Raw genomic sequence first — 13,615 nt, forward strand, 5'->3', positions numbered from 1 at the left:
AAATTGTAATTATACGGAATAACAGTATTTATCATAGCAAAACAATTGTGTTTTCAAAGCATTTCAATTATGCTAGATTAAATTTATTATAATTAGATTGTATTTGAACGTCATAACGCGTTTATTTATTTGCAAACATGTAGTATCATATAACTATTATTTGAAATTACATACATAAGTAAATTGAATTAAAAGTTTGTCTACATATAATCAAAAATCATGAACATTTTTAGGTAATTAAAATTAAGTGTGGGGTGTCTTGAGTGAATAATGAATATCCATACAGTGCTGACGAGGTACTATATAAAGCAAAATCATATTTATCAAAAGATCAATATGAATATGTATTAAAAAGCTATCATATTGCTTACGAAGCACATGAGGGTCAATTCCGTCAAAATGGCTTGCCATATATTATGCATCCTATTCAAGTAGCTGGTATTTTAACTGAAATGCACTTAGATGGACCAACAATTGTTGCTGGTTTTCTTCATGATGTTATTGAAGATACTCCTTATACTTTTGATGATGTTAAATCGATGTTCAATGAAGAAGTGGCAATCATTGTCGACGGTGTAACCAAACTAAAAAAAGTTAAGTATCGTTCAAAAGAAGAACAACAAGCAGAAAACCATAGAAAACTGTTTATAGCTATCGCAAAAGACGTTCGCGTTATTTTAGTTAAACTTGCGGATAGATTACATAATATGCGTACGTTAAAGGCGATGCGCAGAGATAAGCAAATTAGAACTTCTAAAGAAACATTAGAAATCTATGCACCTTTAGCACATCGTTTAGGTATTAACACGATTAAATGGGAATTAGAAGATACGGCGCTTAGATATATAGATAGTGTTCAATATTTCAGAATTGTTAATTTAATGAAGAAAAAGCGTAGTGATCGAGAAGATTATATCCATAAAGCGATTAATAAAATAAGTTCTGAAATGGATAATATGAATATCGTCGGAGAAATTAACGGACGACCTAAACATATTTATAGTATTTATCGCAAAATGGTAAAACAAAAGAAACAATTTGATCAAATCTTTGATTTACTTGCAGTCCGCGTCATAGTTAACTCTATTAATGATTGTTATGCAATATTAGGATTAGTACATACACTGTGGAAACCAATGCCTGGTAGATTTAAAGATTATATTGCTATGCCTAAACAAAACATGTATCAATCTTTACACACTACCGTAGTAGGACCCAATGGAGACCCGTTAGAAATACAAATTAGAACGTATGAAATGCATGAAATTGCAGAACACGGGGTTGCTGCACATTGGGCTTATAAAGAAGGTAAGCAAGTTAAAAATAAAACCGACGATTATTATAATAAACTCAACTGGTTAAAAGAGCTAGCTGAAACTGATAATACAACTTCTGATGCCGAAGAGTTTATGGAATCATTAAAATTCGACCTACAAAGTGATAAAGTTTATGCGTTTACTCCTGAAAGTGATGTTATCGAGTTACCTTATGGTGCCAATCCGATAGACTTTGCTTATGCTATTCATAGTGAAGTTGGAAATAAAATGATTGGGGCAAAAGTTAACGGTAAAATAGAACCAATCGATTACGTCTTACAAACAGGTGATATCGTAGAAGTTCGTACAAGTAAACATTCATACGGTCCAAGTCGTGACTGGTTAAAAATTGTGAAATCTTCTAGCGCGAAAAGTAAAATACGTAGTTTCTTTAAAAAGCAAGATCGCTCGTCAAACATTGAAAAAGGTAAGTTTATGATTGAAGCGGAAATTAAAGACCAAGGCTATAGAGTGGATGATGTGCTTACCGACGACAATATAGCTATAGTAAATGATAAATATAATTTTTCAAATGATGATGATTTGTTTGCAGCTGTCGGATTTGGCGGCGTCACAGCACTGCAGATCGTTAATAAATTAACTGAAAAGCAACGCGTGTTAAATAAACAAAAGGCGCTTAATCAGGCACAAGAAGTTACAAAATCAGTGCCGATTAAAGAAGATATAATTACTGATAGTGGTATATACGTTGAAGGCATTGAAAATGTATTAATTAAATTATCAAAATGTTGTAATCCAATCCCAGGCGATGATATTGTTGGATATATTACTAAAGGTCATGGTATAAAAGTACATAGAACAGATTGTCCAAATATTAAAAATGAAACTGATAGACTAATTGATGTTGATTGGGTAAAATCAAAAGATGCTACTCAAAAATATCAAGTAGATTTAGAAGTAAACGCTTATGATAGAAATGGATTACTCAACGAAGTATTACAAGCAGTTAATTCTACGAGTAGTAATTTAGTCAAAGTTTCAGGACGTTCTGACATTGATAAAAATGCTGTGATTAATATTAGTGTTATGGTTAAAAATGTCAACGAAGTATACAAAGTTGTAGATAGAATCAAACAACTGGGTGACGTTTATACCGTAACTAGAGTTTGGAATTAGAGGTGCCACTAAATATGAAGATAGTTTTACAAAGAGTAAAAGAAGCAACGGTAACCAATGATTCAATTAAGCACTCAATTGGTCAAGGTTACTGTTTGCTCGTTGGATTAGGTCGAGATTCAACTGAAGCAGATATCGACGTATTAGCTAAAAAGATTGTGAATGCACGTCTTTTTAGTGATGATGAAGGAAAAATGAATTTAAGTTTATTAGATATAGGTGGACAAATATTATCGATTTCGCAATTTACGTTATATGCTGATGTGCGTAAAGGTAATAGACCTGGATTTACTAAATCTATGCCACCAGAACAAGCTGAACAATATTTCGACAAATTCAATGATGTGTTGCGCAGTTATGGTGTAGAAGTATTAACAGGTGAATTTGGCACTGATATGTTGGTTGATATTTCTAATGATGGACCTGTTACTATTATTTATGAGAGTCAGGATGGCAAAGTTATATGAATAAACTCAATACTTGGTTAACTAAACATCATTTAAAAAATATTCCCACATTTATTGTTGCAGTCGTTTTTATAATCTTTGTTGTGATGTTAATTGCTTTCTTAAATCACAATGATGAAAATAGTAGTACGGTTTATATAACTGAAGATGCAAAATTACTTACAGGTCCCAATGCTACTTACCCACAAATAAAAGCTCTTTATAAAGGACAAAATTTCCATAAAGTTAAAAAAGTCGGTAAATGGATTGAAGTCGAATCCAGAAACGGCAAAGAAAAAGGTTGGGTCGCTGGTTGGCACACGAATTTAGACATAAAGCCAGATAAAACAGCAGACGCTAAACCTTTAAAAGATAAAACAATTGTACTTGACCCTGGTCACGGTGGTAGTGATCAGGGAGCTTCAAGTAGAACAAATAAAAAAAGTTTAGAAAAAGTATACACTTTAAAGACCGCAAAAGAACTCAAAGTATTATTAGAAAAAGAGGGTGCTAAGGTCAAAATGACGAGAACTAGTGATAAATATGTATCGTTAGATGATCGTAATTTAAAAGGTGATGCTTATATTAGTATACATAATGATTCATTAAAATCTTCAAAAGCTAATGGTGGCACTGTCTATTGGTTTAAAGATAGCCAAAAACCTTTAGCAGAAACATTAAATAATAGCATTCAAAAGAAAGCATTGTTGTCAAATAGAGGCGCAAGGCAAGAAAATTATCAAGTATTGAGACAAACTAATGTACCAGCCGTATTGTTAGAGTTAGGCTATATAAGTAACCCAACAGATGAAGCAATGTTGACTGATAAATTACATCGACATATTGTAGAACATGCAATTATAGATGGTTTACGTTCATACTTCTCAAAATAAAAAGGTTGCAAAATAATTATAAACTGGTTATGATTATTAGTGAATTTTATAAATTAACCGTTACGATTCTTGAATATTTTAAATAACAAGGTAGCACATATTGTGTGAAGAGATATAATTCTAGGCTGAAAAATTATACTTAGTTATTTAAAATGAATGAACACAAGAACAGGTGCTCTCAACAAAAGGAGCCGTTTTACGAGCGTTATTCGTGTTAAAGTGGGTCATTTTAGATAACAATTTGGCCAATTAGGGTGGCAACACGGCATTTCGTCCCTTGTATGATTAATCATCATGCAAGGGTCTTTTTTTATTTCAGACAAGGAGAGATGAGTATGATAAATATTCCAAGAGGAACTCAAGATATACTACCAACTGAATCTAAAAAATGGCGTTATATCGAACGTCGTTTAGAAGAATTAATGACTTTATATAATTATGAAGAATTACGCACGCCTATATTTGAAAGCACGGAATTATTCGCACGTGGTGTAGGTGATTCTACTGACGTCGTACAAAAAGAAATGTATACATTTAAAGATAAAGGTGATCGTAGCATTACGTTACGACCTGAAGGCACAGCTGCTGTTGTTAGATCTTATATAGAAAATAAAATGCAAGGCTATGCTAATCAACCAATTAAACTTTATTACTTAGGACCTATGTTCCGTTATGAACGTAAACAAAAAGGACGTTATCGCCAATTTACTCAATTTGGTGTTGAAGCAATTGGTGCTGAAAATCCAAGTATAGATGCGGAAATTTTAGCTATGGCAGTACACATCTATGAGTCATTTGGGTTACAACATTTAAAATTAGTTATTAACAGCATCGGTGATATCGAATCAAGAAAAGAATACAATGATGCGTTAGTTAAACATTTCGAACCTGTAATCGGTGACTTTTGTAGTGATTGCCAATCAAGATTACACACAAATCCAATGAGAATACTTGATTGTAAAGTAGATAAAGATAAAGAAGCAGTAAAAAATGCACCGCGCATTACTGAATATTTAAATGAAGCATCTACTAAATATTACAATGAAGTAAAACAGCACTTAGATCGTCTAGGTATTCGTTACGAAGAAGATCCTAATTTAGTTAGAGGTTTAGATTATTATACACACACTGCTTTTGAGTTAATGATTGATAATCCTAATTATGATGGCGCTATAACTACACTTTGTGGTGGCGGACGTTATAATGGGTTATTAGAATTATTAGATGGGCCAAATCAGACAGGTATTGGGTTTGCATTAAGTATTGAACGCTTATTATTAGCCCTAGAAGAAGAAAATATCGAATTAGATGTAGATAATGACTTCGATTTATTTATTGTTACGATGGGTAAAGAAGCTGATGATTATGCCGTTAAATTATTAAATGATTTACGTAAACAAGGCGTTAAAGCTGACAAAGATTACATGGATCGCAAAATTAAAGGCCAAATGAAACAAGCAGATCGCTTAAATGCAGATTATACAATCGTTATTGGCGACCAAGAGTTAGAAAATAACCAAGTAGCCATAAAAGATATGACAACTGGTGAAAGTGAATCAATACAATTAGATAGCGTAGGAGCATACTTTAATAAATAAGGAGAATATAAAATGAGTAAACGAACAACTTACTGTGGATTAGTTACAGAATCATTATTAGACCAAGAAGTAACATTAAAGGGTTGGGTTCACAACCGTAGAGACTTAGGTGGATTAATTTTTATTGATTTAAGAGACCGTGAAGGTTATGTACAAATTGTGTTTAATCCTTCATTCTCTGAAGAAGCATTACAAACAGCTGAATCAGTACGTTCAGAATATGTTGTAGAAGTAACAGGACTTGTGAAAAAAAGAGAACCAGAAACTGTAAATCCTAAAATTGCTACTGGTCAAGTTGAAGTGCAAGTTTCTGATATTAATGTTATTAATAAAGCAGAAACACCACCATTTTCTTTAAATGAAGAAAATCAAAATGTAGACGAAAATATTCGTTTAAAATATAGATATTTAGACTTAAGAAGACAAGAATTAGCTCAAACATTCAAGATGCGTCATCAAACAACAAAGGCAGTACGTAATTATTTAGACGATGCTGGTTTTTATGACATTGAAACACCTGTATTAACAAAATCAACTCCTGAGGGTGCACGTGACTATTTAGTGCCTTCTCGTGTACACGACGGTGAATTTTATGCATTACCACAATCACCACAAATTTTTAAACAGTTATTGATGATAAGTGGTTTTGACAAATACTACCAAATCGTTAAATGTTTTAGAGACGAAGATTTACGTGCTGACAGACAACCAGAATTTACTCAAATCGATATCGAAATGAGCTTTGTTGATCAAGAAGATGTTATTGAAATGGGCGAAGAAATGCTGAAAAAAGTCGTGAAAGACGTTAAAGGCATTGATTTACAAGAACAATTCCCACGTATGACTTATGACGAAGCGATGAGAAGATATGGTTCAGATAAGCCAGATACACGTTTTGACATGGAATTAATTGATGTATCTGAATTAGGTAAAGTTATGGACTTTAAAGTGTTTAATAGCGCAGTTGAAAAAGGTGGACAAGTTAAAGCTATCGTTGCCAAAGGTGCTGCTGACCAATACACACGAAAAGATATAGATGGATTAACTGAATTTGTAAATATCTATGGTGCTAAAGGTTTAGCATGGGTTAAAGTTGTAGAAGATGGCGTAAGTGGTCCAATAGGACGTTTCTTTGAAGATGATCACGTTGCTACTTTACAAAGCCTAACAGGTGCCGAAGCAGGTGACTTAGTCCTATTCGTAGCAGATTCACAAAGTGTCGTATCACAAAGTTTAGGTGCATTACGTGTGAAATTAGCTCGAGAATTAGGCTTAATTGACGAAAGTAAATTGAACTTCTTATGGGTAACTGATTGGCCATTATTAGAATATGATGAAGAATCTAAACGTTATGTAGCTGCTCACCATCCTTTCACTGCACCAAAAGATGAACATATAGATAAATTGTCTACAGAACCTGAAAACGTGCAAGCTAAAGCATATGACATTGTGTTAAATGGTTATGAGCTTGGCGGTGGTTCAATAAGAATTCACGAAGGCGACTTACAAGCTAAAATGTTCGAAGCTTTAGGTTTCACAGAGGAACAGACAAGAGAGCAATTTGGTTTCTTATTAGATGCATTCAAATATGGTGCGCCACCACATGGCGGTATCGCTTTAGGTCTTGATAGATTAGTAATGTTATTAACAAACAGAACAAATCTTAGAGATACAATTGCATTCCCTAAAACTGCATCAGCTACATGTCTATTAACTGATGCACCTAGCGAAGTATCTGATAAACAATTAGAAGAGTTGTCATTACGCATTAGACATTAATTAGATGCGAGTTTAAATTCTTGCCATTACAAAAAATTGTGGTATGATATATTCATAAGATAGTCATCTGTAATGTTCGTATGTTTGCTTTTTAATTTGGGCCTAACACTCTTTGATCAGGGAGCCCAATGGGTTTTCTTGTAGCGCAAACGCCTCTAGGAGGACTTGCAAAACAAGAAACAGGGCACCCACCTGTATATAGCAGGCCGAATGATCAAGCTACTTATAACTACGGCATATACGGACTCTATCGGTACGCAAGACTTACGTCTTGCGTATTTTTTTGTTTAAATAAAAATTATGAGTAAAAATATGAGTGAATTTCATGTATAATCTTAACTATTAAAATAGAGAAAAAGAGGAGTATTGTTATGAAGCATCAATTTTCAAGAAATGAATTGGCTTATGGTCAAGAAGGTTTGGATTTATTAAAAGAACAAACCGTAGTTGTACTAGGGGTTGGCGGTGTAGGTTCATTTGCTGCTGAAGCTTTGGCAAGAACTAACATAGGTCATATTATACTTATTGATAAAGATGATGTTGATATTACAAACGTAAACCGTCAGTTACATGCTTTAACATCTACTATAGGACAAAGTAAAGTTACATTGATGGAAGAACGTATTAAGTTGATAAATCCTGATTGCAAAGTAACTTCTTTACATATGTTCTATACAGAAGATACTTACGAAGAACTATTCGAACAATATGATATAGATTACTTTATAGATGCGAGTGACACTATTATGTATAAAGTACATTTAATGGAACAGTGTTTAAATAGAGGTATAAAAGTGATTTCAAGTATGGGTGCAGCAAATAAAACAGATCCAACAAGATTTCAAATTGAAGATATTTCTAAAACGCACACTGATAGAATGGCCCGCATTATTCGTCAGAAATTAAAGAAAAAAGGTATCCGCAAAGGTATACCTGTAGTTTTTTCAGATGAAAGTCCAATAATTATTAGAGAAGATGTTAAGGCGACTGTAGGTGATGAAAATGCACCAACTAGAAAAGCGCAAATTCCACCATCTTCTAATGCCTTTGTGCCAAGTGTTGTGGGTTTAATATGCGCAAGTTATGTTATTAATGATATAGTAAAAGATATTCCAGTAACTAGAATAAAAGACAAAGGCCAAGTGTAACTTTTTATAAATTAAAAACCGTTACTGCTCCTCATAAGGGTAGTAACGGTTTTTTTGTGTTATTTTGAATTTTGTTGTTGCGCTTGAGTAATGTTTTCATATATCGATTTAAATTGTTGTTCAGATTTTGAAGTTGTTTTTGGTTCATAATAAATTTTATTTTTAAGTTTATCAGGTAAATACTGTTGTGCAATAAATCCACTTTCGTGACTATGAGGATATTGATAACCTATAGCTCGACCTAATTCTTTTGCTCCTGAATAATGTCCATCTTTTAAATGGTCAGGTATTTGTCCGACATGGCCTTTTCTTATATCTGAAAGTGCTTTATCTATAGATGTTATCGCCGAATTTGATTTAGGTGATAAGCATAACTCAATTACAGCCTGACTTAATGGGATACGTGCCTCAGGGAATCCGAGTCTTTCTGCTGCATCAATAGCGGCTAATGTCCGTTGACCTGCATTAGGAGAAGCTAAACCGACATCTTCAAAACTTATAACAAGTAAACGACGTGCAATCGTGGGTAAATCACCAGCTTCGATTAAACGCGCAAGATAGTGCAATGCGGCGTTCACGTCGCTACCACGAATCGACTTTTGAAATGCACTCATTACGTCATAATGCATATCTCCATCTTTATCACTAAGAAAAGCACCTCGTTGTAAACAATCTTTAGCATCCTGTAATGTAATGTGGCGCATATCTTCATTCACTTCTGAACTTAAGACTGCTAATTCCAAAGCGTTTAAGGCACTTCTAACGTCTCCTTGACTTTGTGTTGAAAAATATTCCATTGCATCATCATCGACTTGTGCGTTATAGCTTTTTAATCCTCTTTCATCGTCCTCCAAGGCTCTTTTGAGTGCTAAGTTCACATCTTCATCAGTTAGTGGGTATAATTCGAATATTTGAGCTCTTGAACGTATTGCTGGATTGATTGCATGGTATGGGTTTGAAGTAGTTGCACCAATCAATACGATTTTGCCATTTTCTAGGTGTGGTAATAAAAAATCTTGTTTCGTTTTATCTAATCTATGGATTTCATCTAATAGCAAAATTACTTGGCCAGACATTTTAGCTTCTTCAACTATAAGTTGCATATCTTTTTTAGTGTTAGAAACAGCATTTAACTGTCTGAATTTATATTGCGTACTCCCAGCAATTGCTTTAGCAATGCTCGTTTTACCAATGCCAGGTGGCCCATAAAAAATCATTGATGATAAACGTTTAGTGTCTACCATTCTTCTAATAATACCTGTTGGACCAACCAAATGTTGTTGGGAAATAATTTCGTCTATATTTTCTGGACGCATTCTTGCAGCTAATGGTTCATTAGTCACGTTGTTTCACACCTTTCTAATTCTATATTAACGCAAAAAATGATACTATGGGAATATATAAGTATTCGATTAAGTGAGGTTATACAATGAAAATTTCAACTAAAGGAAGATACGGACTAACTTTAATGATTTCCTTAGCTAAAAAAGAAGGGCAAGGTTGCGTATCATTAAAATCTATAGCAGAAGAAAATAATTTAAGTGATTTGTATTTAGAGCAACTTGTAGGTCCGCTAAGAAATGCAGGATTAATACGTAGCGTGCGTGGTGCTAAAGGCGGTTATCAATTAAGAGTGCCAGCAGAAGAAATAAGCGCTGGAGATATTATTCGACTTTTAGAAGGGCCTATTACATTCGTTGAAAGTATCGAGTCTGAGCCACCAGCACAAAAACAATTATGGATTAGAATGCGTGATGCAGTAAGAGATGTACTTGATAATACTACACTTAAATATTTAGCAGAATATAAAGAAACAGATAATCTAGACGGGTACATGTTCTATATTTAAAAAAATTAGAATTAATATGTTTATAACTTAATTATTGTGGTATTCAATTAGTATGTACACACTAAGGAGGTTATTATAATGGCTGATGAAAACAAATTTGAACAAGCTAAAGGTAATGTTAAAGAAACAGTAGGTAACGTTACTGATGATGACAAACTTGAAAAAGAAGGTAAGAAAGACAAAGGTTCAGGCAAAGCTAAAGAAGTTGTAGAAAATGCAAAAGATAAAGCTAACGATGTAATTGATAAATTTAAAAAATAATTATTAGATAAACAACAAAGGAGCCGATTAATATGGCAGAGAACTTCTTCGATAAAGCAAAAGAAGCAGCAAAAAATGTATCAGATAAATTAAAAGATACTGATAACGATAAAGCTAAACAAGCGAGTGAACAAATTGATAAATTCACTGGCGGTGGCGACAAAAAAGAAAGTGATCACAAAGATGAACATAAAGATCACAAAGATCACGATAAAAAATAATAACTAAAAAATGCCTACAGCTAATGAGTGCTGTAGGCATTTTTTAGTTATTATTCATTTCTGAAACTAATTTATTCAATCTCTTATATGAATCTAATTGTGCTTCTTGGTCGTAGATATAACTAATAGCCATTAATTCGTCTATATCACCATTTTCCGCAATAAAGTTCTGAAGTTTTTCTTTTACTGTTGCTTCAGAGCCAATAAGAGATTGTGACATACGTTGTTTTGCTAATTCAAATTCTCTAGGTGTTAATAATCCTTGTAAATCATCTGTTGGTGGTTGAACAGGTTGCATTCTACCACGTGTAATACTGACCATGACTTGTGCTTGTGTTGAAGCTAAATATTCGGCTTCTGCATCAGTTTCAGCTACGATCGCATTCAAACAAACAATCATATAAGGTTTGTCTAAAACATCAGATGGTTCGAATAATGACTTATATATTTCCATGGCATCTTGCATCTGTTGAGGGGCAAAATGACCAGCGAATACATATGGTAAACCTTTACGAGCAGCCAAATGAGCTGAATCAGTTGAAGAACCTAAAACATAAAGTGGAACATTTTTATCTACGGCTGGATAAGCACGAACATATCCTTGTTGATTAGCTGGACCAAAATAAGTTGCAAGTTGTTCAACTTCGTCTGGGAATTCGTATACGCCATTATGTTGATCTCGGCGTAAAGCGCTAGCAGTCATCATGTCTGTACCTGGCGCTCTACCAAGTCCTAAATCTACACGATTTGGAAATACGGTTGCCATAGTACCAAACTGCTCTGCGACGATTAATGGTGCATGGTTTGGCAACATGATACCACCAGATCCAACTTTAATAGAATGTGTATGTTCTAATGTATGTTGAATTAGTAATGCTGTAGCCGAACTAACCAAATTAGGGGCATTATGGTGTTCAGCTATCCAATATCTTTCGAAATTAAGCTTTTCAAGATTTTGAGCTAATTTGACCATATCATCAATTGCGTCTTTATCTGTTTGTCCTTCTCTAATAGGAACAAGATTTAGCGCGGATAACTTTATTTCTGTCATTTCAGTATCCTCCTTAGTAATAACTAATAATTGAAAGTATAACAGGCGACTGTGAACTTGCGTAAAAAATTGCTCACTGGTATAATATAGTAAATTTTAACGATAGGTGGCCTTAATAAGACAATGGATAAATCTCATAAGCAAATTTCAACTCAAATTCTTATAAAAAACGCGTGAGATATGTCATTGTCCAAGTTTATTAAAAAATAGGCTGTTATATTTATTTGAAAAGACATGCATATCTCCAAGAGAGCGAGGAATATGTTATGTCTTTTTATTATGCACGAAAACCGTTCGAACCATATGGCAAAACACTAATTGATAATATAAATATAAGTATAGAAGATGGGGAACATGTCGTTATCATTGGTAATAATGGCGTAGGAAAGACCTCATTATTAGCAAAAATCTATGAAACTTATAGTGATAATGCTTACTATATGGAACAAGATTTAACAAACTACAGAGAACTAACTGCGATAGATTACATTATTTCATTAGATTCAAATTTGTATCAGATGAAAATGAACTTAGAAGCCGATTTAAATGCTTTAGCCAAATATATTGAATATGATGGCTATGGCTTTGAACAGAAGATAGTGACTCAAGCGAAGCAATTTAAAATTACTGAAGATACTTTAACTAAACCACTTAAACATTTAAGTGGTGGCGAACAAACGAGGATAGCTATTATTAGAGCTATATTATCGCGACAAACATTGTTATTACTCGACGAACCAACAAACCATTTAGACAATGATATGGTAAAAGATTTATGTCGTTTTATTAATCATTCTACTCAAACCATTATAATGATTTCACATCATCGTACCTTTATTAACAATGTTGCAAGTCATATCATTGCTATTAATAATAAAGAAACCACAAAATATGAAGGTAATTATGATGATTATAAAAATATTACAGATTTAGCCATTAAATCTCAGAACAATGCTTACATTAAGCAACAACAACAGATTAAACAGTTAGAAAAAAATATTCAACGTGTCAAACAATGGCATGAATCATCTAGTGCACAGACTAGTGTGCGAGATCCAGTAGGACAGAAAAAATTAAGTAAACTTATGAAACGTGCTAAAACTAAAGAAACACAAACGCAGCAGCTTATAGCAAATAAGAATGTAACTAAGCCTACTTCGGATAATATTGCTCAAATTAAACTCTATAACGGGCAACAGTTTAACAATAGAAGCCTTTTCCAATTACATCAAATGAGTTATCAAAACGAACATGAAATATTATTTGATAATGTAGATATTACAATGAAAAAGGGGGAAAATGTTTTATTAACTGGACCGAACGGTAGTGGCAAATCGATGTTTGTAAAATTACTTACGGGGCTTATTCAGCCAACAAGCGGTACAATCAATATTTCACCGTCATTAGAAGTAGCATGCTTTGAGCAACAAAATAATAATTTAAACTTTGATAACACACCTATGGAAATGTTATTGGAACTGCCTAATATGACTCGGAGTAGTGCCCAAACAATTTTAAATGCATTTAATTTTGGCCATGATAGTTTATTTGAGAAGATCAGTAATCTTTCTATGGGTGAAAAAAGTAGACTTCAATTTGCATTATTATTTTTTGCAGAACCACATCTGCTTATTTTAGACGAACCAACTAATTATTTCGATATTCACACGCAAGAGTTAATCATGGAGATGTTAAAAGAATTTAGTGGCCAAGTATTATTAATTACACACGATGAATATTTAAAAAGTAAGTTTGCTGGGACACATTGGTATATTAAAGATTGCAAAATAATAAATTCAGCCTTACAACCTAAATTAGATGACGACGTGGATAGCACGTTGTCTTTATTAGAAGATTTTAAACATATAGATGAATTTGGTCATTACCAAACAGACGACTAGAAAAATTAGAAACAT

The 13,615-nt window shown here is 33.3% G+C and carries 12 protein-coding genes and 1 other RNA gene; 11 read left to right on the forward strand and 2 right to left on the reverse strand.

The genetic code is table 11. The annotated features are described in order from the left end of the window. The first annotated feature begins 263 nt into the window (after positions 1-263). The 7 genes from C7J89_RS07730 (at position 264) to C7J89_RS07760 (ending at position 8,317) form a co-directional block, all read left to right on the forward strand. Positions 264-2,453 carry a RelA/SpoT family protein gene (locus C7J89_RS07730; RefSeq protein WP_103294710.1) on the forward strand — a complete coding sequence of 730 codons (2,190 nt, stop codon included), beginning with the start codon at positions 264-266 and terminating at the stop codon, positions 2,451-2,453. Between the two features lie 14 nt (positions 2,454-2,467). Continuing rightward, a complete protein-coding gene (gene dtd / locus C7J89_RS07735; protein WP_061854510.1) occupies positions 2,468-2,920 on the forward strand; it encodes a D-aminoacyl-tRNA deacylase in 453 nt (150 codons plus the stop codon). Next, positions 2,917-3,792, forward strand: coding sequence for an N-acetylmuramoyl-L-alanine amidase (locus tag C7J89_RS07740; protein ID WP_061854511.1), 876 nt, complete (start codon positions 2,917-2,919; stop codon positions 3,790-3,792). Before dtd ends, C7J89_RS07740 begins: the two co-directional genes overlap by 4 nt. Before the next feature lie 335 nt (positions 3,793-4,127). Beyond that, a complete protein-coding gene (gene hisS / locus C7J89_RS07745; protein ID WP_103294711.1) occupies positions 4,128-5,390 on the forward strand; it encodes a histidine--tRNA ligase in 1,263 nt (420 codons plus the stop codon). Positions 5,391-5,402: 12 nt separating this feature from the next. Beyond that, complete coding sequence (gene aspS, locus C7J89_RS07750; RefSeq protein ID WP_103294712.1) at positions 5,403-7,169, forward strand: aspartate--tRNA ligase; 1,767 nt, start codon at positions 5,403-5,405, stop codon at positions 7,167-7,169. Between the two features lie 61 nt (positions 7,170-7,230). After that, positions 7,231-7,420: non-coding RNA, 6S RNA (ssrS, locus tag C7J89_RS07755), on the forward strand. Positions 7,421-7,540: 120 nt separating this feature from the next. After that, entirely contained in the window at positions 7,541-8,317 is a 777-nt protein-coding gene (locus C7J89_RS07760; protein ID WP_103294713.1) for a tRNA threonylcarbamoyladenosine dehydratase, read from the forward strand. A gap of 59 nt (positions 8,318-8,376) precedes the next feature. Here the strand turns inward: C7J89_RS07760 and C7J89_RS07765 are convergent, their stop codons facing one another. Further along, complete coding sequence (locus tag C7J89_RS07765; RefSeq protein ID WP_170066445.1) at positions 8,377-9,660, reverse strand: replication-associated recombination protein A; 1,284 nt, start codon at positions 9,658-9,660, stop codon at positions 8,377-8,379. An 86-nt stretch (positions 9,661-9,746) separates the two neighbouring features. On the opposite strand from C7J89_RS07765, the gene cymR reads away from it, so the two are divergent. The 3 genes from cymR to C7J89_RS07780 all read left to right on the forward strand — a co-directional run bounded on the left by cymR (position 9,747) and on the right by C7J89_RS07780 (position 10,648). Continuing rightward, entirely contained in the window at positions 9,747-10,166 is a 420-nt protein-coding gene (gene cymR / locus C7J89_RS07770) for a cysteine metabolism transcriptional regulator CymR (RefSeq protein WP_061854516.1), read from the forward strand. 78 nt (positions 10,167-10,244) lie between these two features. Next, positions 10,245-10,427 (forward strand): CsbD family protein, encoded by a 183-nt coding sequence (locus C7J89_RS07775; RefSeq protein WP_061854517.1) that lies wholly within the window; start codon positions 10,245-10,247, stop codon positions 10,425-10,427. Between the two features lie 32 nt (positions 10,428-10,459). Further along, the gene (locus tag C7J89_RS07780) at positions 10,460-10,648 is read left to right on the forward strand and encodes a hypothetical protein (protein ID WP_061854518.1); all 189 of its coding nucleotides are present in this window, start codon (positions 10,460-10,462) and stop codon (positions 10,646-10,648) included. Positions 10,649-10,691: 43 nt separating this feature from the next. Here the strand turns inward: C7J89_RS07780 and C7J89_RS07785 are convergent, their stop codons facing one another. Further along, positions 10,692-11,699, reverse strand: coding sequence for an LLM class flavin-dependent oxidoreductase (locus tag C7J89_RS07785; RefSeq protein WP_103294714.1), 1,008 nt, complete (start codon positions 11,697-11,699; stop codon positions 10,692-10,694). A 266-nt stretch (positions 11,700-11,965) separates the two neighbouring features. Here C7J89_RS07785 and sal point away from each other — a divergent pair, with 266 nt between their 5' ends. Then, positions 11,966-13,600: a Sal family ABC-F type ribosomal protection protein gene (sal, locus tag C7J89_RS07790; protein WP_103294715.1), complete on the forward strand. Its 1,635-nt coding sequence runs from the start codon at positions 11,966-11,968 to the stop codon at positions 13,598-13,600. Positions 13,601-13,615 lie beyond the last annotated feature (15 nt).

The organism is Staphylococcus kloosii (assembly GCF_003019255.1).
In the GTDB taxonomy this organism is placed as follows: Bacteria; Bacillota; Bacilli; order Staphylococcales; family Staphylococcaceae; genus Staphylococcus; species Staphylococcus kloosii.

Coding starts and splice junctions, on each gene's coding strand:
- dtd (WP_061854510.1), top strand. CDS start 2,468: ATGAAGATAGTTTTACAAAGAGTAAAAGAAGCAACGGTAACCAATGAT.
- C7J89_RS07740 (WP_061854511.1), top strand. CDS start 2,917: ATGAATAAACTCAATACTTGGTTAACTAAACATCATTTAAAAAATATT.
- hisS (WP_103294711.1), top strand. CDS start 4,128: ATGATAAATATTCCAAGAGGAACTCAAGATATACTACCAACTGAATCT.
- aspS (WP_103294712.1), top strand. CDS start 5,403: ATGAGTAAACGAACAACTTACTGTGGATTAGTTACAGAATCATTATTA.
- C7J89_RS07760 (WP_103294713.1), top strand. CDS start 7,541: ATGAAGCATCAATTTTCAAGAAATGAATTGGCTTATGGTCAAGAAGGT.
- cymR (WP_061854516.1), top strand. CDS start 9,747: ATGAAAATTTCAACTAAAGGAAGATACGGACTAACTTTAATGATTTCC.
- C7J89_RS07775 (WP_061854517.1), top strand. CDS start 10,245: ATGGCTGATGAAAACAAATTTGAACAAGCTAAAGGTAATGTTAAAGAA.
- C7J89_RS07780 (WP_061854518.1), top strand. CDS start 10,460: ATGGCAGAGAACTTCTTCGATAAAGCAAAAGAAGCAGCAAAAAATGTA.
- C7J89_RS07785 (WP_103294714.1), bottom strand. CDS start 11,699: ATGACAGAAATAAAGTTATCCGCGCTAAATCTTGTTCCTATTAGAGAA.
- sal (WP_103294715.1), top strand. CDS start 11,966: ATGTCTTTTTATTATGCACGAAAACCGTTCGAACCATATGGCAAAACA.